This is a genomic window from Actinacidiphila glaucinigra (assembly GCF_900188405.1).
GTDB classification, from domain to species: Bacteria; Actinomycetota; Actinomycetes; order Streptomycetales; family Streptomycetaceae; genus Actinacidiphila; species Actinacidiphila glaucinigra.
The window spans coordinates 13,536-34,027 of sequence record NZ_FZOF01000048.1 but is presented as its reverse complement, the minus strand read 5'-3'; the positions used below and the strand labels follow the sequence as shown (position 1 = coordinate 34,027).

18 protein-coding genes and 2 pseudogenes are annotated in these 20,492 nt (G+C 70.4%); 9 read left to right on the top strand and 11 right to left on the bottom strand.

Annotated features, from left to right (window positions below; genetic code table 11):
* Positions 1-453 precede the first annotated feature (453 nt).
* From CHF15_RS45355 to CHF15_RS41975, 3 genes and pseudogenes are all read right to left on the bottom strand, one after another.
* A complete protein-coding gene (locus CHF15_RS45355) occupies positions 454-594 on the bottom strand; it encodes a hypothetical protein (RefSeq protein WP_179280233.1) in 141 nt (46 codons plus the stop codon).
* Positions 595-1,097: 503 nt separating this feature from the next.
* A pseudogene (locus CHF15_RS46875) lies at positions 1,098-1,211 on the bottom strand (integrase); the annotation flags it as partial.
* A gap of 300 nt (positions 1,212-1,511) precedes the next feature.
* A complete protein-coding gene (locus CHF15_RS41975; RefSeq protein WP_245939347.1) occupies positions 1,512-1,949 on the bottom strand; it encodes a hypothetical protein in 438 nt (145 codons plus the stop codon).
* Between the two features lie 213 nt (positions 1,950-2,162).
* On the opposite strand from CHF15_RS41975, the pseudogene CHF15_RS41970 reads away from it, so the two are divergent.
* Positions 2,163-2,809 (top strand): annotated as a pseudogene (locus tag CHF15_RS41970) (pentapeptide repeat-containing protein); the annotation flags it as partial.
* A gap of 358 nt (positions 2,810-3,167) precedes the next feature.
* Here CHF15_RS41970 and CHF15_RS41960 read toward each other — a convergent pair.
* From CHF15_RS41960 to CHF15_RS41950, 3 genes are all read right to left on the bottom strand, one after another.
* Positions 3,168-4,049 carry a hypothetical protein gene (locus CHF15_RS41960; RefSeq protein WP_143681764.1) on the bottom strand — a complete coding sequence of 294 codons (882 nt, stop codon included), beginning with the start codon at positions 4,047-4,049 and terminating at the stop codon, positions 3,168-3,170.
* A 711-nt stretch (positions 4,050-4,760) separates the two neighbouring features.
* Positions 4,761-4,976 carry a Ku family protein gene (locus CHF15_RS41955; protein ID WP_089229215.1) on the bottom strand — a complete coding sequence of 72 codons (216 nt, stop codon included), beginning with the start codon at positions 4,974-4,976 and terminating at the stop codon, positions 4,761-4,763.
* Complete coding sequence (locus CHF15_RS41950; RefSeq protein WP_322975723.1) at positions 4,973-5,242, bottom strand: Ku protein; 270 nt, start codon at positions 5,240-5,242, stop codon at positions 4,973-4,975. The genes CHF15_RS41955 and CHF15_RS41950 overlap by 4 nt, the downstream gene beginning before the upstream one ends.
* 249 nt (positions 5,243-5,491) lie before the next feature.
* On the opposite strand from CHF15_RS41950, the gene CHF15_RS46255 reads away from it, so the two are divergent.
* Complete coding sequence (locus CHF15_RS46255; protein ID WP_143681763.1) at positions 5,492-5,728, top strand: DUF6193 family natural product biosynthesis protein; 237 nt, start codon at positions 5,492-5,494, stop codon at positions 5,726-5,728.
* Positions 5,729-5,971: 243 nt separating this feature from the next.
* Here CHF15_RS46255 and CHF15_RS41940 read toward each other — a convergent pair whose 3' ends face one another.
* Positions 5,972-7,114 (bottom strand): Fic family protein, encoded by a 1,143-nt coding sequence (locus CHF15_RS41940; protein ID WP_089229212.1) that lies wholly within the window; start codon positions 7,112-7,114, stop codon positions 5,972-5,974.
* A 147-nt stretch (positions 7,115-7,261) separates the two neighbouring features.
* Between CHF15_RS41940 and CHF15_RS41935 the strand changes: the two genes are divergently transcribed.
* A complete protein-coding gene (locus CHF15_RS41935) occupies positions 7,262-7,822 on the top strand; it encodes a Uma2 family endonuclease (protein ID WP_089229211.1) in 561 nt (186 codons plus the stop codon).
* Between the two features lie 412 nt (positions 7,823-8,234).
* Here CHF15_RS41935 and CHF15_RS41930 read toward each other — a convergent pair whose 3' ends face one another.
* Both CHF15_RS41930 and CHF15_RS46870 read right to left on the bottom strand, forming a co-directional pair.
* Complete coding sequence (locus CHF15_RS41930; protein WP_089229210.1) at positions 8,235-8,879, bottom strand: SMI1/KNR4 family protein; 645 nt, start codon at positions 8,877-8,879, stop codon at positions 8,235-8,237.
* Positions 8,860-9,354 carry a YidB family protein gene (locus tag CHF15_RS46870; RefSeq protein WP_410169691.1) on the bottom strand — a complete coding sequence of 165 codons (495 nt, stop codon included), beginning with the start codon at positions 9,352-9,354 and terminating at the stop codon, positions 8,860-8,862. Before CHF15_RS46870 ends, CHF15_RS41930 begins: the two co-directional genes overlap by 20 nt.
* On the opposite strand from CHF15_RS46870, the gene CHF15_RS41920 reads away from it, so the two are divergent.
* From CHF15_RS41920 to CHF15_RS41895, 6 genes are all read left to right on the top strand, one after another.
* Positions 9,353-10,432, top strand: a complete 1,080-nt coding sequence (locus CHF15_RS41920; protein WP_089229208.1) for an MBL fold metallo-hydrolase — start codon at positions 9,353-9,355, stop codon at positions 10,430-10,432. The genes CHF15_RS46870 and CHF15_RS41920 overlap by 2 nt on opposite strands.
* 106 nt (positions 10,433-10,538) lie before the next feature.
* On the top strand, positions 10,539-11,348 hold the full coding sequence (locus tag CHF15_RS41915; protein WP_089229207.1) for an alpha/beta hydrolase: 810 nt from the start codon (positions 10,539-10,541) through the stop codon (positions 11,346-11,348).
* Entirely contained in the window at positions 11,345-12,151 is an 807-nt protein-coding gene (locus tag CHF15_RS41910) for an SDR family NAD(P)-dependent oxidoreductase (RefSeq protein WP_089229206.1), read from the top strand. The genes CHF15_RS41915 and CHF15_RS41910 overlap by 4 nt, the downstream gene beginning before the upstream one ends.
* A 35-nt stretch (positions 12,152-12,186) precedes the next feature.
* Complete coding sequence (locus CHF15_RS41905; protein WP_089229205.1) at positions 12,187-13,221, top strand: alpha/beta fold hydrolase; 1,035 nt, start codon at positions 12,187-12,189, stop codon at positions 13,219-13,221.
* On the top strand, positions 13,218-13,694 hold the full coding sequence (locus CHF15_RS41900) for a cupin domain-containing protein (RefSeq protein WP_089229204.1): 477 nt from the start codon (positions 13,218-13,220) through the stop codon (positions 13,692-13,694). The genes CHF15_RS41905 and CHF15_RS41900 overlap by 4 nt, the downstream gene beginning before the upstream one ends.
* Positions 13,695-13,732: 38 nt before the next feature.
* On the top strand, positions 13,733-14,590 hold the full coding sequence (locus CHF15_RS41895) for an alpha/beta fold hydrolase (RefSeq protein ID WP_089229203.1): 858 nt from the start codon (positions 13,733-13,735) through the stop codon (positions 14,588-14,590).
* 73 nt (positions 14,591-14,663) lie between these two features.
* Here CHF15_RS41895 and CHF15_RS41890 read toward each other — a convergent pair whose 3' ends face one another.
* Both CHF15_RS41890 and CHF15_RS41885 read right to left on the bottom strand, forming a co-directional pair.
* Positions 14,664-17,429 carry an ATP-binding protein gene (locus CHF15_RS41890; protein WP_089229202.1) on the bottom strand — a complete coding sequence of 922 codons (2,766 nt, stop codon included), beginning with the start codon at positions 17,427-17,429 and terminating at the stop codon, positions 14,664-14,666.
* A gap of 107 nt (positions 17,430-17,536) precedes the next feature.
* On the bottom strand, positions 17,537-20,317 hold the full coding sequence (locus CHF15_RS41885; protein WP_245939346.1) for a helix-turn-helix transcriptional regulator: 2,781 nt from the start codon (positions 20,315-20,317) through the stop codon (positions 17,537-17,539).
* Positions 20,318-20,492: the final 175 nt, after the last annotated feature.

The window sequence follows — 20,492 nt, the reverse complement described above, 5'->3', positions numbered from 1 at the left end:
GGCACTCAGCGACCTTGCGCAACAGGTCCGTACCGGGCACGCGGACGTCTACGCGTGTGCGGACCAGATCCGCCGCTGGCGGCTGTGAACCGCCGATGGCGGTACGCGGAATGCGCGGGAGCCAGGACGGGCTGCTGACCATCGCGTGGTCCGCTTCCCCGGCGCCGGGTCGTGTGCCTTCTGCCGCTGTGACTCCGGTGTCGTCGGCGCCTTCGGCCGGTGGGTAACAGCATCCGTTCTGCGAGGCATCAGCCGCGGCAGCCCCCGCGGCCGCCGCGCCACCGGACCTCCAACTCATCACGCACCGCAGCAACTTCTCCCGGATTCACACCCCTTCCAACGCACCACCAACCCACAAAGACACGCACCGAATCAACCGACCTGACCAAGCACTACTAGGCACTTGGCCAAGAGCTCTGCCGAGTGCCTAGGTTGACTGCGGAAGGCCGAGCGTCACTTGATGCGGTAGCTCGCACCGAGAAGGAAGGTGCTGCTGTTGCAATAGGCGTAGGAGGGGTACGGCTCGTAGGTCCACTTCCACGGCCCGTAGAAGAGGAAGGTGTCCCCACTCAGATCGTCCTGGCAGATAGCCACCGCCCTGAACTGGCTGTGTCCTTCACTGGTGTTGCAGTAAGCGACGGTGCTGTCCCCGACGTAAGCACCCCAGGTACACTCGCCGTTGCTCTGAGCGGTAGCGGGCGAGGCCCCCGCTCCGACGATCAGTGCGGCGACAGCACCGGCTACAGCGGCGAACTTCTTGTATCTCACGGATGCCCCGTTCGTGGTGTCGACATGGAGCCCGCCTCGCCCGAAGGATCCAGGGCGGTCGGTTGCGGGGAGAATAGTCGGCTCAGCTGACGCCGCATAGAGGTTGACCGCTCATCGTCAAGACCGGCCTGGCGTCTTACCTCGATCCACCGGCTGGTGTCGGTCGTCCGGGAGCACCTGGGAGGAGGGTGGCCGCGACCGCGCAACTGCCGCCGAGTCAGCCGCCCGCGTCGGGGATGCGTTGGACGTGAGGCCTTGGCAGCCCGGACCGAAGCTGCGGGTGACGGTGTCGTAACTGGTGCGTTGGCCACGAACGTTGCCGGGGTTGGTTAGGCGGCTTTGGGTCGTGGGCGGCCCCAGCGTTGTTGGCGTTCGCTGCGGATCTTGGCGCGTTCGCGGCGTTGGGCGGCCAGCCCTTCAGGGTGGCGGGCGTTGGCGTTGCGCCCCGTCATGTGGAACAGCGACGAATGGATGGACTCCAACCGTCGCTGAGGGGAGGCCCAGCCCTGATCCGAGAAGGAAGGTTCCATTCTCCGAGCGGTCCGACATGCCGCCCCGTATGGCCTCTGCCGCAGCGAAGCCGCCATGCGTGGACCGCGCTTGAGGTGCCGACGAAAGAAAGGCGAAAAGATCACACCGTCCCCGACAAAGGATCTCCGCGAAGACGCTTCGCAGGTCCGCCAGCGGGAGACAGGCCAGAGGTACTCGTGAAAGGCCGCTGGCAGTTAAAGCATCCGGCCGCGTTACGCAGGGTGAAGAACGGGATTGATCCCGGCCAGGCGTTCGTGCAGCTCGCGAGCCCCCAGGGCGACGTGCTGATCAGGATCCCGCGCCAGATCCTCGCAGAGCCGCATCGCGTCGTCGCGGTCGCTGGCGTAGATGGCGAACACGTCGAGGATCGCGGTGCGGATCCAATCACCGTGATTCGCGTCGGCGACTGCCAGCGCGGACGCGACTACCCTCAGCCCGGCCTTGTCGATTCGCCGAAGCAAGGCTTGCGCGGTGACCCGCGTGACGAAGGTGTCTTCGCAGAGCACCAGCTTCAGTAGCGGATCGACAGCTTCTTCCATCTCGGCAAAGCCTGCCAGGCCGCGGCCGGCGTCCGCCCAGTCCCCAAAGTCATTGCTTCGCCCGAGATCGCCGAGCGCCACGACAGCTGCACGCCGCAGAGTACTGTCCACCTGCCTGCCCACTCCTCCCACGGATTCCGGTCAAAGTACCACCGAGCCCCCCGGTTCCCGGGTGATCAATAGCGAAGTCGGTCACCCCGGGCCGTAACGGGCCCTCACGACGGCCAACGCTGACAACCGTTGACGGCACAGCCTCAGGTCACAGCGTTGATCACTCACGAGGTCCCACGTGGGAGGTTCTCCTGGCGGGGCTGGTTCCCCGTGCGATGGACGCGGCGCCGGACATTGGCCGAGGAGCACCACTGGCGCGCGGCCCGGTACGGCACGGACGGGTGGACGCCTGCCCCGGCGGGCGTCGAGACACACCAGCCCGCAGTGCTCGCACCGCTCTACCGACAACTGCGCAAAGCGCTGGAGGACGGCAAGAACGAGCCTGGCGCGACCGACTTCTATTACGGCGAGATGGAAATGCGCCGGCACGATCTGGAGACCTCGCGCGGCGAGCGGATGATCCTGTGGCTGTACTGGCGGGTTCCGGGTACGGTCTGCGAGCCGTCCGCGCTCTGGCATGGCTGGGTCTTGCCATGACGGCCACCATACTGGTCATGATGCTTTGGGGCCTGCCGCAGGACGAGCCAAACCTGGTGAGCAAGGGCAGGATCGACGGCCGCAGCGTGACTCTGACCTCGAGCAAGCCGGACCCGACCAACCCGGACGGGGCGTACCGTCGGCGTCTTTCGACTGCGCGCTTCGAGAAATCTCTGAGGGTGGTCGCCAATTCGGTGATCTTCCGTGCTTCAGGACAGGATTTGACCGCCGCCGGAACGTACGTTGAGATGACCGCCCGCCTCTTCGAGCCGGCTCTGCTCGGGCTTGCGGTACTTGCCGTGCGCAGTCGCGTGAAGAGATGACGTGACGGTCTGGGGGAGAGCGCCAGGGTGACCTCGGCCCGGGTTGCGTGGTGCGGCTACCGGCTGGTCGGTGCGCGATCGAACATGCCGAGGACCAGCAGGCGACGTAGCTGGCGCTGCGTCGCGGTGCAGATGCCGAGCCCCAAACCGCCGCGGAGGGAGGGGTCGATCGGATCCTCGCAGGAACGTGCGACCCACCCCGCCATTAGCCCGAATGAATGACTGGCGTTGGCGACGGTTCGGCCTGTATCCCAGTTCGAACGGTCGCAGCCTCAACAGCCGGGTGCGTGGACGCACTTACCTCGGGCAAGCCGTTGACCACCCTGGACACGGTGCTGCGTGCCCTACCCGCGAGGTTTTACTGTGTCCGTAGGACTCCTGGCATCAGTCCGATCCACATGGTGTCGCTTTCGCGGAGTACGTATACAGGGTCGGTTCGTGGTTCCCAGTCGACGGGTACGACGTAATACCGGCCGCCTCGCTCGAGCAGCAGTCGCAGTCCCGTGTAGCGGTAGCGCAGCTGGTACTCCGTTCCCAGATCCTGCTCGTATTGCAGCGGGAGCGGAAGGCTCAGCCGGTTGGCGCTGAGTACCACCAGGCCGGTTTTTTCGAGCACGTGACGTGCGTCCGTGCTGGCATCGTCGCGGCCCATCTGCTGGGCGGCCAGTGTCAGCGACCAGAAGAGGCAGACGCCGATCGCGAAGAGCAGCAGGGCTCGGCGCCGTGGTCCACCGCGATGGCCGGCGGCGGCGGCCCGGCCCTGGCCGAGCGTGATGCCGATGGCGAGGGTCAGAGGCGCGGCCCAGCCGTACGACGCGATGTCGTTCCAGCGCAGGAACAGCACCAATCCCGTCGCGAGGAAGACCACTTGCAAGACCGAGGCGGTCTTCCGAACGGCGGTGGCGTGCGGGCTGGCAGGGTCAGGGAGCGGGAGACGTCGGGAGAACCACGGGATGCAAATCACCATGAGGACGACGACGGCCGCGACGATGACCTGAAGCTTGAGCAGACGCAGGCTGTAGAGCGCCAGTTCGGCGAAGCCGAACCCCAGCGAGAACGGGGAGAGGTGGAAGAAGCCGTAGTACTGCGATGCATAGGTCAAGCCCACATAGAACATGAGCGCCCCGAAGAACGAGGCTTGCGCAATGACCACCTTGAGTACATCGGTTCCACTCGTGTCCCGCTCACGCCCATGCGTCCCCTTCTCCCGGGACGTGTGTTCGGGTGGGCTGTCGTTCACGAGCCGGTGGGTACAGGGTCAGTGGGTGCCCAGGGAGTGGGCACCAGGGGCGGGGGTGTGGACGGCTGCTCGGTCGGAACGGGGCCAGGCTTGCGTTCCTGGCTCGTAACGGTGGGCGGCGGCGGTACCGGGGGGACGCCGTCCCGCGAAGGCGACGGCGTCTGAGTACGGGGATCGACGTCGGTCCCAGTCGAGACGGAGGGCGACGGACTGGCCGACGAGGACCGACTGATGGAGGAGGACGGACTGGGGTGTGGTTGCGGCTCATCCGGCTCGCACGCCGTGGCGGCGGCTAGGCACGCCACGGCCAGGCCGCTGAGAGCCATCCGTCGCGTCATGCCCGACATGTGCCTCCTCGGTCACGTGCAACATAGCTAATCGGCCGTCACCGACAGTAACCGAACATCGCTCCGAGGCCGGGATTGCTCTTGCTGGCGGAGCTCAAGCCCCCCGAACAGACGAACTGTCGAGGAGGGACAGGGGGACTCACGACCTCTCCTACCTCTGCTGAGGCATGGCCGGGGAAAGCGACCCTGAAGGGGCCGCCGAGTTCTTCGCGGAGCGAGCGCGGCACGACCTGCTCGCCATCCTTCTGACCGACCGCGAAGTCCATGGCGCGGGCCACCCTGACACTCGCGACGCTCTCACTCATTGGCACGAACGCCGAGACCTCGGCATGAGAGGTACTCGAGGGCTCAGGAGGCGCTGTTTCTAGGGCTTGCTCGCCGCCTGGATGCTCGCCTCCAGCGCCGCCATGAGGTCCACTGCTGGCACCGGTTCCGCGGGTTCCTCCAGGCCGGCGCCGGTCATCTTGGCGGCCACCAGCTGCTCTAGGGCGGCTGCGTAGTCGTCGTGCAGCCCGGTGATGTCGACTCCGGTGAGCTGGTCGATGAGCAGCTCGGCGAGCTCCAGTTCCCGGTCCGTCACCGGCGCGGCTCTGGAGAGTCGTCGGGCTCGCGGATCCCTTCGGGCCATAGCGGGGTGTGGAGGACGAGCATGCCGTGCCACGGCCTCAGTACCGCCAGCCGCTCCCGGGTGCGCAAGGTGACCTTGGCGACGGCGACCGTCCCATACCGGGCCAGCGCCTCCACCAAAAGCGCATACGGCCGCTGTCCCGGATCGCCGGCAGCGCCGACCCAGTAGGGCCTGGAATAGAGCACCGGGTCGACGTCACGCTCACCACCGCAGGACACCGCGCCGTGCAGGCCGTCACCGTTGCCGGGCTAGCCCTTGGCCTTGTGGCCAGGGAGGTCGGATTGGAGAGCGGACGGTCATGGCTTCGGGAACGATCCCAAGGGCACAGGCTCGGAAGAGTTGCTGAGAGGCAGCATCACTTCGGCAGCTTGTGGGTCAGGAATGTCGGGAAGGTCACTCCGCGAGGCGGCGTTGCCACCAGGGATCTGCGGGTGGTGAGAAGGGAGTTGGCAGGGTCCGTTGAGTACTTGACCGGGCGGCTCGAGGGGCCCGACCGCGATCCCGCGCGGTTCACGGAATCCGAGTGGCAGAGCCTGCGCCTCGGGGCGGCCGAAATGGAGTACGACTGGCACGAGACATTCCAGGCCCTGATCGAGGCGGCGTGCGCCGCGCCAGCCCTGCGCGCCCTCTACCCCTTCACCAGCCACTGGGCGCTGCGTTTTTCGATCACCACCCGCCCCGACCTGACTGTCGCCGGACGATAGCTGGCCGCGAAAAGCGATGGCGCGTACGGAGCGGGCAGGAGCATCGCCAAAGAGGACCTCGGCGTTTTCAGCACGGCCAAGGAGGCTGTGGCACTGGCCGCGCACCATCTGCCCGGCGTGGTTCCAGTCGCGCTTGTCGGATGAACCTGCCCAGCGTCTGAGCCGTGCACCACGGCTGCAGCAGCCACTCGCAGCAGGCTCCGCCACACAGGGAAGCGATCGCTGGGGCGGGTTCCCGTCGGTTCAGCCGGTGGGGGTGTAGGGGTCGGTGAGGGTCATGGGGGTGGCGGAGATGTCCAGCGCGGTCTGGGGGAAGCGGTCGCCGGCGGTGTAGTAGCGGGCTCGAGTGCGGCCGACGGGGGTGAGGATTTGGGCGGTGACCAGGTCGCGTAGGTCGCGCTGGGCCTGTTGCAGGCTGAGGCCCTCGGCGCTTTCGTAGCGGGAGCGTCGTACTCGTCCGGCCATGGCGACGTCGTGGAGGGCGGTGATAGTGCGTTCGTCGAGGCCAGCGTGCTGGGCGAAGTCGGCGAGCGTTTCCCAGACTTTTCCGGCCCGGGCCAGCCGGCCCTGTACGGTCTGGGCCTGCTGGTGATAGGCGGTCAGGTTGAAGTGGATCCAGCTGGCGACGTCCTGGTCGGGCAGGTACTGGGGGCCGCGGCGGGCGAGTTCGCGGTAGTACTCCCAGGTGTTGCCCGGCCGTCCGAGCCATGCCTCGATGGAGGAGAACTCCGGAGCCAGTACGCCTTCGCGCGCGATCATCAGGGTTTGCAGTGAGCGGGACATCCGGCCGTTGCCGTCGGCCCACGGGTGGATGGACACCAGATGCAGGTGCGCCATGGCGGCCCGGACCAGTGTGTGGGTGGCGTCGTCGGTGTTGAGCCAGTCGATCAGTTCCTGCATGAGCGCAGGGACGGCATCTGCGTCGGGCGCGGTGTAGGCGGCGATACTTGCGTCGCGGGCATCAGTGACGTAGACGGGGCCGCGACGCCACTGTCCGGCGGGTTTGCGTGGCTGGTGTCGGTGTCCCTGGAGTATCCAGTGCAGGGCGTTGAGGAAGCTCTTGCTGTAGGCGAAGTCGGCCGCGTCGTGCAGCGTCTGGATGTACGTCATCATCCGGTGCAGGGCGAGGGTCTCTTTCTTGTTCTCCTCGGAGACCTCTACGTCTCGCTCGCCGGTGATCAGGTCTTCCACGTCCACGGTGGCGGCCCTGAAACCCTCGATGGAGTTGGACGCTGCCACGGCGTCGGCGGTCAGGAACGTGCGCAGCCGCTGGACCTGCCGGGACGGGAGGGAGCGCACCTGATCCTGCAGGGCCGAGCGCATCTCGTCGATGGAGGCGAGGACACGATTGTCCTCGCGGCTGAGAGAAGGCGTGGGAAACAGCATGGACGGATGATACGCTGACGTAATCATCACGTCGTAGGCGCGTGGCGGAGAGGCGATTCGTGCGCTCCCTGCGCGCGGGCGGCTCGACTGCTGCCTTCTTGCTGGGCCACACTGGGGGCACGGCAAGCCGAGGAGGTGAAGGGGAGCGTGGGTGTTGCCGCCGCTGATCATTACGGGCCGTGGACCGTGGACGATGTCCTGGCCCTGCCCGAGGACCCGCGGAACCGAATCGAGTTGGTCGGGGGCGCGCTGATGATGAGCCCCGCGCCCGGCCTCGCGCATCAGTGGGCCTCACACCGCCTTCACGTGCTGCTGGAGCAGGCCGCAGAGGCCGCGAAAGCGCCGGTGCTGGTCTTCGACGCCATCAACGTTCTGGTACCTGACGGCCTGATGATCCCGGACCTGGCTGTCGTTGACGAGAGCGTGGACCTGTCCGGTGTGACCGTGCATGCCCAGGATGTCATCGCCGTTGTGGAGATCGCCTCGCCCTCCACCCGCGTCGCCGACCGGAAGATGAAACCGGCCCTGTATGCGGCAGCGGGGATCGAGCACTACTGGCGCCTGGAACTGGAGCCTGCTCCGCGGCTGTACCTCGGGCACCTTGAGCACGGCGCCTACGCCGACCGGCTGGTCCAGGCCGGCCAGACCACGGCGGTCACCGAGCCGTTCCCCCTGGACGTCGACCCTGCCCGGCTGGTCAAGCGGTAAGCCGTTCCCGCCTCGCTGATGGAGTGAGGCCCGTTGGCACCGGGCCTGCCCGTGCGCAAACCCCAGCCCCAAGTGCTGGGCCTGGCACGGGCGCCGGGACCGGCCCTGTGGACCAGCCGGTGCGGCGGGTGTCATCCGCCCAGACTCGTGGCCTGGGCTCGCTGCGCGGCTGGACGACGGAAATGATCCTCCCGGTCAACGGGACCTTCACCGCGCCCGGCAAAGGCAGCCTGCGCGCGGACGCGGCGCTGGCGGCACCGCAGGACCATGTGCCGGTGCTGGGCGGACAAGATCGCCGGCTACCACCGCTTCTTCCAGCGCACCGTGCACCGCCACCGCGTAGCAGACCAGGTCCCGCTGTGGTCGACACGGTGGGACGACTCAAGCTCCGACCTCGCTATCTGCTGCTGCGTCATGACCGATGCAAGGTTCGATCACTGCGCAGCGGTATGAAGTCCCAGTACAGCCTCTGCTCCTGGTCCACTACGGGCGTGTAGTTGTTGAGGGGCTGGTTAGTCTTGAGAGATGTGGCGATCGTCTCCATGAGTAGCGGCAGGGACGTCCACATCTCGTGTGGTACGCGCATGATGCCTTCCGCGGCCCCGGCTGCGTGGACGCGCCCCCGGTCGATCTCGGGACGGTGGTCCAGTACGAGGTGCCCGCCGCCGAGGTTCCGCGCGATTGGGATCAACTGCGGATGTCCGTACAGGACGCTGCTGGCCCCGATCTTCACGAAGTCGTGGTCCGCCTCCTCTCCTGCCTCATCCGCCGTGCGCTTGTCGTGGAAGCCGGTGAAACGTTGCCACTCAGCTGCTATCTCGCGGGCACTTATCGGTCTGTAGAACCCTGGCAGCAGCGAACCCCGCTGGTCGAGGAGACCGTCGTGCCGCAGCAGCGACATCACCAAAGGCTTCAGCATTGGCCGGCCGATGACGCATTCGGTGGCGGCGATGGCCGCCGGATCTGCGGGCGGCGCCAGCGCGGCGTAGGTCGCCGGGGCGTGCTCGGCCAGCCAGTTCTCGATTAGCGTCCACGATTCACTGATCGGTGCGGTCATGGCACGGGATCCTGCCACCGGGTGCTGACAATGACTCGTCGACCACGTCGGGAAGTTCACGGGCGGGCGTCGCTGCGCTGCTGCCACTCGGCTGGTTGGCTTCGGCCGCTTTGTCGGGGCCAAACGCTGACTCGATCTGCTTCGCGGTGACGGGCTCGTTGGGGCCGCTACCGAGCCAGGAGTCGACCTGGCGCTGGAGGCCGTGCTCGCTGAAGGTCCTCGTCGCGCCCTCAAGCAGCGCCTGACCACGGCGCATCCCCGCTTCGCACCGGGGTCGATCCCCAGGCCGTGCCGAGCGGCCGGGGTGTTCCGGGACAGGGGTCTTTCCTCGATTCGAAGGGGCCGGGCCCGGTGGTGTCCTGGCGGTCGTGCACATGATCGCGAGGAACTCCGTTGACATCGATGTCGTTGCCGAGCCCGAGGCCCGGCCGGAGAGACGTCCGCCGCGATCGCCTGATCCTGAAAGGCCGGTCATGAAGACCACATTCTGGGATGCCGCGGCGAACCGCCGCTCCCTGCTGCGCACAGCGGCCGCGCTGCCCGCGGCCGCCGCCCTGGCCGGCGGGGCCCTGGGGGGCACGGCGGCCGCCGCGGCCGACACCCCCGGGCTTCCTGATTTCGCGCCCGTCCCGCCCGCCGCGACCGGGCCGGAACTCAACGACGCGGGCTACTTCGTGGGCCGGATCGACGGACACCTGTACTGGGTGACCGACGGCTTCTACCAGGCGATGTTCCTCAGCACCCGGGAAGGCGTCGTCCTGGTCGACGCCCCTCCGACCATCGGCCACAACCTGCTGCGAGCGATCGCAGAGGTGACACGGGCCAACGGCCGTCCGGCAAAGGTGACCCACCTCGTCCACTCGCACTCGCACGCCGACCACGTGGGCGCCTCGTCGATCTTCGGCAAGGGCGTCGTCCGCATCGGACATGCCGAGTGCCGGCGGCTGCTGCTGCGCGCCGCCGACCCGAACCGCCCGGCGCCGACCGTCACCTTCGAGGACCGCTACACACTGCACGTCGGCGGTGAACGGCTGGAGTTGGCCTACCACGGCCCGAACCACTCCCCGGACAACATCTTCATCCACGCGCCGGAGCACAGGACGCTGATGGTCGTCGACATCCTGTATCCGGGCTGGGTGCCGTTCAAGAACCTGGCGGTCTCCCAGGACATCCCCGCCTGGCTGCGGGCGCAGGACATCGCCATGGGGTACCCGTGGCGGACCCTCGTCGGCGGCCACCTCGGCCGGCTCGGCGTGCGTGCGGACGGCGACCTCCAGCGCGCCTACATGGCCGACCTCGAAGCCTCCACCCGGGCCGCCATGAACCTGGACCCCACGCCCTACTTCGACAAGTACGGCCCGCAGGGCAACTCGTGGGCGATCTTCAAGACCTATCTCGACGCGGTGGCGGCGCAGGCCGCCGCACCGGTCGCCGCGAAGTACACCGGGGTCCTCGCGGCCGCGGACGTGTTCACGCTCGACAACGCGGCGGCCCTGGTCGAGTCCTTCCGCATCGACGCCGGGACGCTGGGCCCGTTCGGCACGCGCCCCTGACGCCGGCCCCTGACTCGGGCCCCCGACCTTCGCTCCCGATCCTCCGCCCGGCCCCGACCGGGCCCACCCACCCATCGATTCCGCTCGCGAGAAAGGCCCAACGGCCATGACCAGCCCCACACCCGTCCTCTTCATCCACGGCCTGTGGCTGCACAGCACGTCCTGGCAGCCGTGGATCGACCTGTTCGGCAACGAGGGCTACGCCCCGTCCGCGCCCGGCTGGCCCGGCGACCCGGAGACCGTGGAGGAGGCGCGGCAGAACCCCGAGAGCATCGCCGACCACGGCATCGACGACGTCGTCGAGCACTACGCGTCCGTCATCCGCGGCCTGGACACGCTGCCCATCCTCATCGGCCACTCCTTCGGCGGCATGATCGCCCAGAAGCTGCTCGGCCAGGACCTGGCCGCGGCCGCGGTGGCGATCGACGCCGCGCAGATCAAGGGGGTCCTGCCGCTGCCGCTGTCGGCGCTGCGGTCGACGCTGCCGGTGTTCAAGAACCCGGCGAACAAGCACCGCGCGGTGTCCCTGAACGCCGAGCAGTTCCGCTTCGCGTTCGGCAACGCCGTGAGCGAGGAGGAGTCGGACGCCCTGTTCGCGCGGTGGACCATCCCCGCGCCGGGCAAGCCGCTGTTCGAGGCCGCAGCGGCGAACTTCAACCCGCATTCGCCGGCCAAGGTCGACACCGAGAACTCCGGGCGCGGCCCGCTGCTGCTGATGTCCGGCGGCAAGGACCACACCGTCCCCGAGGCGGTCACCCGCGCGACGCTCAAGCAGTACCGGCACTCCGAGGCGGTCACCGACTTCATGACGTTCCCCGACCGCGGGCACTCGCTGACCGTCGACAGCGGCTGGCGCGAGGTCGCGGACGAGGCGCTGTCCTGGCTGCGGCGGCAGGGCCTGGAGGGCTCGCGGTGACCGCTCCTTCCCACGACCTCGGCCTGGAGGGGCAGCGGGCGGTGGTCACCGGCGCCGGCCGGGGCATCGGCTTGGCGGTCACGCAGGGCCTTCTCAGGGCCGGGGCCCGGGTCGTCGCCGGGACCAGGAGGCGCACGGAGGAACTCGACGACCTGATCGAGCAGGGGGCGGAGCTCACCGTCGTCGAGGTCGACCTGGCCACTCCCGACGGTCCGGGCGCGCTGGTAGCCGCCGCGGTGGAGCTGCACGGCGGGCTCGATGTCCTGGTGAACAACGTTGGCGCGGTGCGGCCGCGGGTCGAGGGCTTCCTCGCCATGACCGACGCCGACTGGGACTGGACGTTCACGGTCAACCTCATGGCCGCGGTGCGCACCACCCGCAGCGCACTGCCGCATCTCATCGACACCGGGGACGGCCGGATCGTCACCGTCTCCTCGGTCAACGCCCGGCTTCCCGATCCGCTGGTCATCGACTACAGCGCCGCCAAGGCCGCACTGTCCAACTTCTGCAAGGCGCTGTCCAAGCAGGTGGGTCCGCAGGGCGTGCGGGTCAACTCGGTGAGCCCGGGGCCGGTCGAGACCGCGCTGTGGCGGGGCGCGGACGGGGTGGCCGCGACCGTTGGCGCGAACCTGGGCCTGGATCCGCACGCCGTCGCCGACACCGCCGCGGCCGAGGCGGTCACCGGGCGGTTCACCCTGCCCTCCGAAGTGGCCGACCTGGTCGTGTTCCTGGCCGGCCGGCGCTCGGGCAACGTCACCGGCGCCGACTTCGTCATCGACGGCGGCATGACCGACACCCTCTGATCACGGGGGGAACCACAACCGATTCTGGAGCCCAAGTGAGATTCCACCTGCCCGGAAACCGGCCGGGAAACCCGCGCCGAAACCGCCGCCTGCTCGGAGCGGCCCTCGCCGTGGCCGTCGCCCTGGGGGTGACCACGTTCACCACGAACGCGGCCCCCGCGTCGGCCTCGTCCGCCGGCGAGCGGTTGCCCGCGGGGTTCAGCGAGCACAAGACCCGCGTCGCCGGTATCGGCCTGCACTACGTCATCGGCGGCCACGGGCCGACGCTGCTGCTCCTCCACGGCTACCCGCAGACCTGGTACGAGTGGCACGGCATCATGCCCGCCCTCGCCCAGCACTACACGGTCATCGCCCCCGATCTGCCCGGCGCCGGGCAGAGCGACGCCCCGCCCTCCGGCTACGACAAGAAGACGATGGCCGCCGAGCTGCACGCGCTGCTGGCGTCCCTCGGCAGGGCCGGTGACGTGCGGATCGTCGGCCACGACATCGGCACGATGGTCGCCTACTCCTACGCCGCGCAGTACCCGGCGACGGTGAAGAAGCTGGTCCTCAGCGAGGCGCCGATCCCCGACAAGAGCATCTACTCGATCCCCTCGCTGACCGAACAGGGGCCCGGCGTCTGGAACTTCGGCTTCTTCAACCTGACCGACGGCCTGCCGGAGAACATGATCAGGGGCCGGGAGACCGCCTGGACCGCCGGCTTCATCGGCGGGTTCGAGGGCGTCCCGGGAGCGGTGAGCCCGGCCGACATCCGGGTGTTCGCGAACTACCTGCGCGACCCCGCCCACCTCGAGGCGAGCCTCGCCTGGTTCCGGGTGTTCCCGCAGGACATCCGCGACAACGAGGAGTTCGCGAAGACCCCGCTGCGGATGCCCGTACTGGCCATCGGCGCCTCCGGCAGCCTCGGCGACGCCGAGGGCGAACAGGCCGAGAAGTACGCCTCCGACGTCACCGGGGTGACCATCGCCCACTCCGGCCACTGGATCTACGAAGAACACCCCGAGGAACTGACCGCCATGCTGCTCGGTTTCCTCGACCGCCCCGCCTCGCCTCTGGAGCAGCGATCGTGATCAAGAGTTTCCCCGGCTTCGAAGCCACGACCGACACCGAGCCGTTCTGGTTCCTCGGAGGGCAGGCCAGGATCCTGCTCCCGGGCCGGGCGACCGGCGACGCGATGAGCCTGATGGAGTTCTCCGACCCGATAGGCCACGCGCCGCCGCACCACGTGCACGAGAACGAGGAAGAGCTCTGGTTCGTGCTGGACGGCGAGGTGTGCTTCTTTGTCGGCGACAAGCGCCACGACCTGATCCCCGGGCAGGTCGCCTTCGGCCCGCGCGGCGTGCCACACAGCTACCTGGTCCATTCCGAGGGCGCGCGGCTCGCCGTCGTCTTCAGCCCGGCCGGCATCGAGGAGTGGTTCAGGGCCAACGGTGTCCCGGTGACCGACGCCAGGGACATTCCGCCAGCCTTCGACCTGGCGTCGATCGTGGGCTCGGCCGAGGCCTTCAAGCTGCGCGTCACCGGGCCGCCGCCCACGTTGTGACACCCCATGAGTTGCCGACATCCAGAAGGGAAGCTGACATGAAGTACACCCTGCCGGTGCCGTCCGGACGGGCCCTGCTGCGACGCAGGAGCGTGCTGATCCCCGCGCTGGTGGCCGCGGCCCTGCTCGCCGTCCCGGCGAGTTCCGAGGCCGTGCCGCACTTCTCCGCCCCGGCGCCCGCCGCCGCGCACACGGCCAAGCCGACGGTGGTCCTGGTGCACGGCGCCTTCGCCGACTCCTCCAGCTGGAACGGGGTCGTGACCCGGCTGGAGCGCGAGGGCTACCCCGTCATCGGCGTGGCGAACCCGCTGCGCGACCTGGCCGGTGACGCGGCCTACGTCTCCAGCATCCTCGACAGCATCCCCGGGCCGGTCGTCCTGGTCGGGCACTCCTACGGCGGCGCGGTCATCACCGATGCGGCCGCGGGCCACACCAACGTCAAGGCCCTGGTCTACATCGCCGCCTTCGCGCCAGACCAGGGCGAGAGCGCCCTGGGGATCACCAGTGAGTACCCGGGCAGCCGGCTGCCGTCGTCCCTGGTGGTGCGGCCGTTCCCCGGCGGCGGCCAGGACGCCTACATCGACCCCGCCGCCTTCCGGAAGGTCTTCGCGGCGGACGTGCCGGCCCGCGAGACCCGCCTGATGGCGGCCGCGCAGCGCCCGGTGGCCGTGGGCGCGCTGGCCGCGCCCAGCGGCGCACCGGCCTGGCGGACCATCCCCTCGTGGTACATGGTCGCCGGGGCCGACCAGGCCATCCCGCCGGCCGCCGAGCGGGCCATGGCCCAGCGTGCCCACTCCCGCACTGTGACGGTACAGAACGCCTCGCACGCCGTGTCGGTCTCCCACCCGGGAGCCGTCGCGGCCCTCGTCGAGGCGGCCGCCCGGGCCACCGCCTGACCGGCAGGCATCGGTGAGCACCGGACGGCGGGACCGTGCGGCACCGCGCGGTCCCGCCGCCGGGCGGCGGGTGTCAACCGGCCGAGGGCTGGTTGCCGTGGCGGGTCAGCGCGGCGGCCAGCTGTCCCCGGGAGGCGACGCCGAGCTTGGGGAAGATGCGGTACAGGTGCGAGCTGACCGTGCGGTGCGACAGGAACAGCCGCTGTCCTATCTCGCGGTTGGACAGCCCCTGCGCGGCCAGCTCGGCGATCTGGGTCTCCTGCGGCGACAGCAGTTCGCGCGGGTTCGACGTGGGCTGCCACCCGCGCTCGCCCGTCGCACGCAGCTCCTGGTCGGCGAGGTTCGCCCAGGTGCGGGCACCGACGGCGTCGAACGCCGACCGTGCCGCCCGCAGCGGTCCGCGGGACTCCAGGACACGGCGCTGCCGGCGCAGCCACGCGCCGTGGGCCAGGTCGATACGGGCGCGGTGCCAGGGCAGTTGGGAAGCCGCGCCGTCCCTGGCGGCGTGGAACAGCGACTCGGCCGACGCGCGGTCGGCCAGCACCGCTCTCGCGTACTCCAGGGCGATGGCCGCCCCCGTGGGCGGGGAGGCACCCACGAGCCGCTCGACGGAGGCCAGCGCGGTTCTCGCCTCGGCCCGCCGATCGGTGCGGACGGCGGCGTCGGCCAGGTAGCCGAGCGCCCACACCTGCTGCATCCGCTGGAACGCGGGGTCGGCGGTCTCGAATATGCGGCGGAGCTCGCCGTACGCCTGCTCGTGCCGGTTCGCGCCCAGTTCAGCGGTGCCGCGGGCCAGTTGCACGCCGGCCAGCAGGGACGACGCGGCGTTCGGGGTGCGCAGCGCCACGTGCTCGGCCTCGGAGAGCAGGGCGTGACGTGTGTCCCAGCCTTCGCGTACCGCGTCGATCAGGGCCACGGCGATGCGCGCGGTCGCGGCCCACAGCGACTGGCCGGTCTCGTCGGCGAGCCGCATGGCCTCGTCCGCCGAGCGCGCCGGGTCGAAGACCCCCAGGTAGACCTCGGCCCAGGCCCGGATCGCGAGCGCCTCGGCGAGCAGGCTCATGCGGCCCTGGGCGCGGAGTTCCCGGGCGGGGGTGGACAGGAAACCGACGGCGTGCCGGAAATCGCCCGTGCAGAAGGCGGCGATGCCCAGCAGGCCGGCGAGTTCCGGTTGCCCGTCGGCGTCCGCCGGCCACCGGGCGAGCTGCTCGACCACCATCGGCGTCCGCTCGTGGAACCCGCACAGCGCGTGCAGGGCCAGCAGCCGCGGGTCGTGCGCCGGCAGGTTCACCCGCTCCGCGGCCTGGACGATCTCGTGCCGCAGCGTGGGACCGGGATCGCGCCACCACACTCTCCGGGCCGCGCCGACCAGCAGTTGCATGGCGAGGTCGACGTCCTGTTCGCCGGTGGCGTGCTCGGCCAGGCCCACCAGGTGGCGCACTTCCGCGGGTTCACCCGTGGAGCCGTCGTGGAAGACGCCTTCGAGCCACGCCAGCCGCGACCGGTCGCGGTGCCGGAGCGTCATCCCCGCGACCTGGGCCTTGATCTGCTCGACGTGGCTGAACCGGCCGAGCTGGAAGCCGAGTTCGGCGGCGCCGAGCAGGCGTGCGGCCTGCGACCGGGGGTCCGGGCTCAGTGCGGCGGCCCGTTCGAGCCACGCGGCGGCGGAGGAGATCGCACCGCGGCGCTGGGCGTTCTCGGCGGCCTGTTCCAGCTCGGCCGCGATCCGTTCGTCGCGTCCCGACACCGAGGAGGCCCGGTGCCACACCGCGCGGTCCGGATGACCGGTCAGGACCTGCGCGAGTGCCGCGTGCGCCTCCCGGCGTGCGGCCGGCGGCATGCCCTGCCGGAGAGCCGAGCCGATCAGCGGGTGGGCGATGCGGTACCGCTCGCCGGTCACGGTCAGGAGTCCGTGCTCGAAGGCCGGCTGCGCCGTGCCGAGGTGGACCGGGGAACCGTGGAGGATGCTCGCGGCGGCGAGGACGTCGTCGAGGTCGTCGCCGTCGTCGACCGCGGCGACGGTCAGGACGGCGCGGACGGCCGGGTCGAGGTGCTCGGCGCGTATGGCGAACGCCCGCTCCAGGCGGGTGGTCATGGGCAGGTCCTCGTCGAACTCGGTCCACGCGTACCGCCCCGACTCCAGCGCGCCGGCGAACTCGACCAGGGCGAGCGGATTGCCGCGGGCCTGCCGCAGCACGCGCTCGCGCACGGCCGGCGGCAGCCGCGGCGCCCGTGCGTCCAGCAGCTCGGCCGACGCGGCGGCGTCGATGCCGTCCAGCTCCGTCCACGCGATCGTGTGGGGGTCGGCGAACGGCGGGGCCTCGGGTCGCGACGTGCACAGCACGATCACCCGCTCACCGGCGATCCGGCGACTGACGAAGGCCAGGACGTCGGTCGACGGCTGGTCCATCCAGTGGAGATCGTCGAGGCAGACCAGGACCGGGCTGTCTCCCGCCGCGTCGACGAGCAGTTCCAGGACCGCCAAGGAGGTGAAGAACGGCTGCACCTCGATCGAGTCGCTCATGGCGAAGCAGACGAGGAGGGCGTCGCGCTGCGGGGCCGGCAGCCGGTCGACGCGGGGGAGCAGGGGCCGCAGCAGTTGATGGAGGCCGGCGAACGGGAGGTGCGTCTCGGACTGGCTGCCCCGCGCGGTGAGCACCGTGAACCCGGTGGTTCGCGCGTGCTCCACGACCTCCGCCTGCAGCGCGCTCTTGCCCACCCCGGGCTCCCCGAACAGCCCGATCGCCCGACCTCCGGAATCGACCGCGTCCAGGTGCCCGAACAGGGATCGCAGTTCGTCGTCGCGGCCGACGAGACGCCGGTGGTTGGTGGTGCTCACAAGAATCGATCATGCGGTCGACGGCGCCGCATGTCCACCTGCGTCCGGATCGCGGCCCGGCCGCGCGACCGGGGCCCGAAGGCACGACGGCTGCGGCCGGGTGGGGATCAGCCTGCCGTCGGCCCGCCGAGTGCGGCGGCGATCCGCCGGCGCGAGGTGATGCCGAGCTTGCGGAACACCTTGTTCAGGTGGAACTCGACCGTCGAGGTCGTGATGAACAGCCGGGAGGCGATCTCGGCGTTGGTCAGTCCCGAAGCGGCCAGCAGCGCCACGTGCCGTTCCTGGGGCGTGAGATCGGACCTGGTCTCCGGTACGCGCCGGCGCGCCTTCTCCCCGGTCGCGAGCAGTTCGATCCGGGCCCGTTCGGCGAACAGGGCCGCGCCCCAGGCGGCGAAGGACTCGTACGCGGCCCGCAGGTGGTCCCGCGCCTCGGCGCGGCGCTTGCGTCGCCGCAGCCACTCGCCGAACAGCAGCCGGGACCGGGCGTGTTCGGCGGCCAGGGGGACGCTGCCCAGGAGGTCGATCGACTCCCGATAGCACTTCTCGGCGTCGGCGCCCTCTTCGGTCAGGGCCCGGCAGCGGGCCAGGAGCCCCAGTGCCCACGGCGTCCCGGCCAGCCGCGCGCGGCGTTCGAGCCGCTGGAGCGCCAGGGCCGCCGTGGGCCGGTCGCCCGCGCGGACGGCGGCCTCGACGAGGAGCGGCAGCATGAGATTGCCCTCCGACGGGAAGTCCTCCTCGTAGGCGGGCAGCGCGTGGCGCAGCGCCTCGTCGTACCGGGCCATGCCCAGTGCGAGAATGCACCGGGCGTGGAGCGCCAGCTGGCGCAGCATGCCCAGTCCGTACGCCGCGGCGACGGCGTCCATCGTCGCGACGATGGCGCGCACCTCGCTCTCCTTGCCCATCCACGCGTACAGCAGGGCCTTGTTGAGATCGCCCTGGGTCGCCAGGCCGATGGCCGCGGCATAGTCGTCGGCCTCGGCGAGGAGCGCGTCGGCCGTGGCCAGCCGCCCGTTCCAGATCTCGGTGTACGCCTGGACCGTCAGGGACAGGGTGAGGCTGTACAGCGCTCCCTGGCTGCGGTTCTCGGCGGCGAGCCGGCCGACGATCCCGGCGTACGCGTCGATGTCCCACACGTCGCCCGCCGCGAGGCTCACGATGATGCTGAGCGGGCTGGCCATGTCGTGGAGTTCGGCCGACGCGCGGAGCCCCGCCAGGGCCTCCTGGATCACCGGGACGCTGTTCTCGTAGCCGTAGGCGGTACGCAGGGCCAGGCCCTCGATCAGCCGGTCGGGGCTCCAGTCCGGCGCGTCCTGGTCGTGGGAGGCGCCGATCACGGCCTTGGCCACTTCCGCCAAGGTCGTGCGGTGCAGGGTGTTCTGGGCGATGACGGCGGCGTGCATGGCCTCGTAGAGCAGTTCCCGGGTCATGCGGGGATCCGCGTCGCCGAGTTCTGCCACGGCGTCGAGCATCATGGCGGGGACGCGGTCGTTGCGGGTGTCGAAAAGCTCGGCCGAGGCCCGGATCCGCAGCGCGCGGGCGCGGGCGGAGGGCCGGTCGAGGGCGGGGAGGGCGAGGTCGAGCAGGGGGTTCACGGCGGCGTGGTCGCCGGAGGCCAGATGGGCCTGGGCTGCGCCGAGGTAGCGCTCGGCACGTCTGGCCGGTTCGGTGGTGAGTTCGGCCGCTTTGGACAGGAACAGCGCCTGGGCGGAGTAGCCGCCCCTGGCGCGGGCCCGGTCGGACGCGGCCTCCAGGTCCGCGGCCGCCGCGTCGTCGGTGCCGAGGACCGCCTCGGCACGGTGCCAGGCGCGCCGGTCGGGAACGCGGGCCGGGTCGCTGGCCGCTTCGAGGGCGGCGTGGATCCGCCGCCGGTCGTCCCCGGAGGCCGCCGCGTAGACCGAGGACCGGATGAGCGGATGCCGGAACCCGGCGCCGGGCCCGTGCTCCAGCACGCCGGCCTCGACGGCCGCGGCCGCGGCGCCGGCCGGCAGGCCCAGCGCGCCCGCCGCGTGCCGGACCACCGCCATGTCGTCGGTCGGCGCCGCCGCCATGAGGAGGAGCAGCGTCCGGGTGTCCGGCGGCAGCCCGGCCACGGACTTCCGGAAGTGCTCCTCCAGCAGCCTGCTCACCGGCAGCGGCTCGGGCAGCGGCGCGACCCCGGCCAGCTGCTCGGCGCCCAGGTGCGCAACCAGTTCGACGAGCGCCAGCGGATTGCCCCCGGTGCCGGTCACGATCCGGTCCGCGACGGCCGGGTCCAGGTGCCCGGCGGCGGCACGGGCCAGCACCTCCCGGGCGTCGGTGGCGGGCAGCCCGCCGACCCGCAGCGAGGGCAGGGCGTCGAACAGCCCCCGGTCGTCGAGGCCGTCCCTGGCCGCGAAGATCAGGCCCAGGGAGTCGGCGTGGAGCCGCCGGGCGACGAACGCCAGTGTCGCGGCCGACTCGGGATCGAGCCAGTGGACGTCGTCGATCAGGCACAGCATCGGCAGCTCCGACGCCGCGTCGGACAGCAGGGTCAAGGTCGCCAGACCGACGAGGTACCGGTCCGGGCGCGACGTGTCGGTCAGGCCGAACGCGCCGTTCAAGGCGTCCTGTTGCCGGGCGGGAAGCCGGCTGGCACGGTGGAGGTGCGGCCGCAGGAGCCGGTGCAGCGCGCCGTAGCCGAGGGGCCTTTCGGCTTCGACGCCCACCAGCCGGGTCAGCGTGACGTCGGTGGCCTCGGCCGCCGCGTGGTCCAGCAGCCGTGTCTTGCCGATCCCGGCCTCGCCCACGAGCACCAGGACGCCGCTGAGTCCCTCCCGTACCGCTTCGAGCAGCCGTCCGATCGCCTCGCGTTCGGCGGGGCGGCCGACCATCGCCCGCCCCGTCGCGGAACGAGCCCCGCGCCACGCCATGGGAATCCCCTGTTCATCGAGTTCCTGACGTGAGAACACGCTAGGCGCGCGGCGGCTACGCAATCGACCGTCACATGACGGTGGTTGCCCGCACGCCCAGGCCCCTTGGGGGAATTCCTCGTTCTGGTCGCCCATGTAGGCGGTATCCGCCCCAGGTGACCTTGTCTGCTACCGG

Excerpts from the sequence above, each read along its gene's own strand:
- CHF15_RS41940 (WP_089229212.1), bottom strand. The coding sequence starts at position 7,114 with ATGCTGTTTCCCACGCCTTCTCTCAGCCGCGAGGACAATCGTGTCCTC.
- CHF15_RS41930 (WP_089229210.1), bottom strand. The coding sequence starts at position 8,879 with ATGACCGCACCGATCAGTGAATCGTGGACGCTAATCGAGAACTGGCTG.
- CHF15_RS41920 (WP_089229208.1), top strand. The coding sequence starts at position 9,353 with ATGAAGACCACATTCTGGGATGCCGCGGCGAACCGCCGCTCCCTGCTG.
- CHF15_RS46870 (WP_410169691.1), bottom strand. The coding sequence starts at position 9,354 with ATGACCGGCCTTTCAGGATCAGGCGATCGCGGCGGACGTCTCTCCGGC.
- CHF15_RS41915 (WP_089229207.1), top strand. The coding sequence starts at position 10,539 with ATGACCAGCCCCACACCCGTCCTCTTCATCCACGGCCTGTGGCTGCAC.
- CHF15_RS41895 (WP_089229203.1), top strand. The coding sequence starts at position 13,733 with ATGAAGTACACCCTGCCGGTGCCGTCCGGACGGGCCCTGCTGCGACGC.
- CHF15_RS41885 (WP_245939346.1), bottom strand. The coding sequence starts at position 20,317 with ATGGCGTGGCGCGGGGCTCGTTCCGCGACGGGGCGGGCGATGGTCGGC.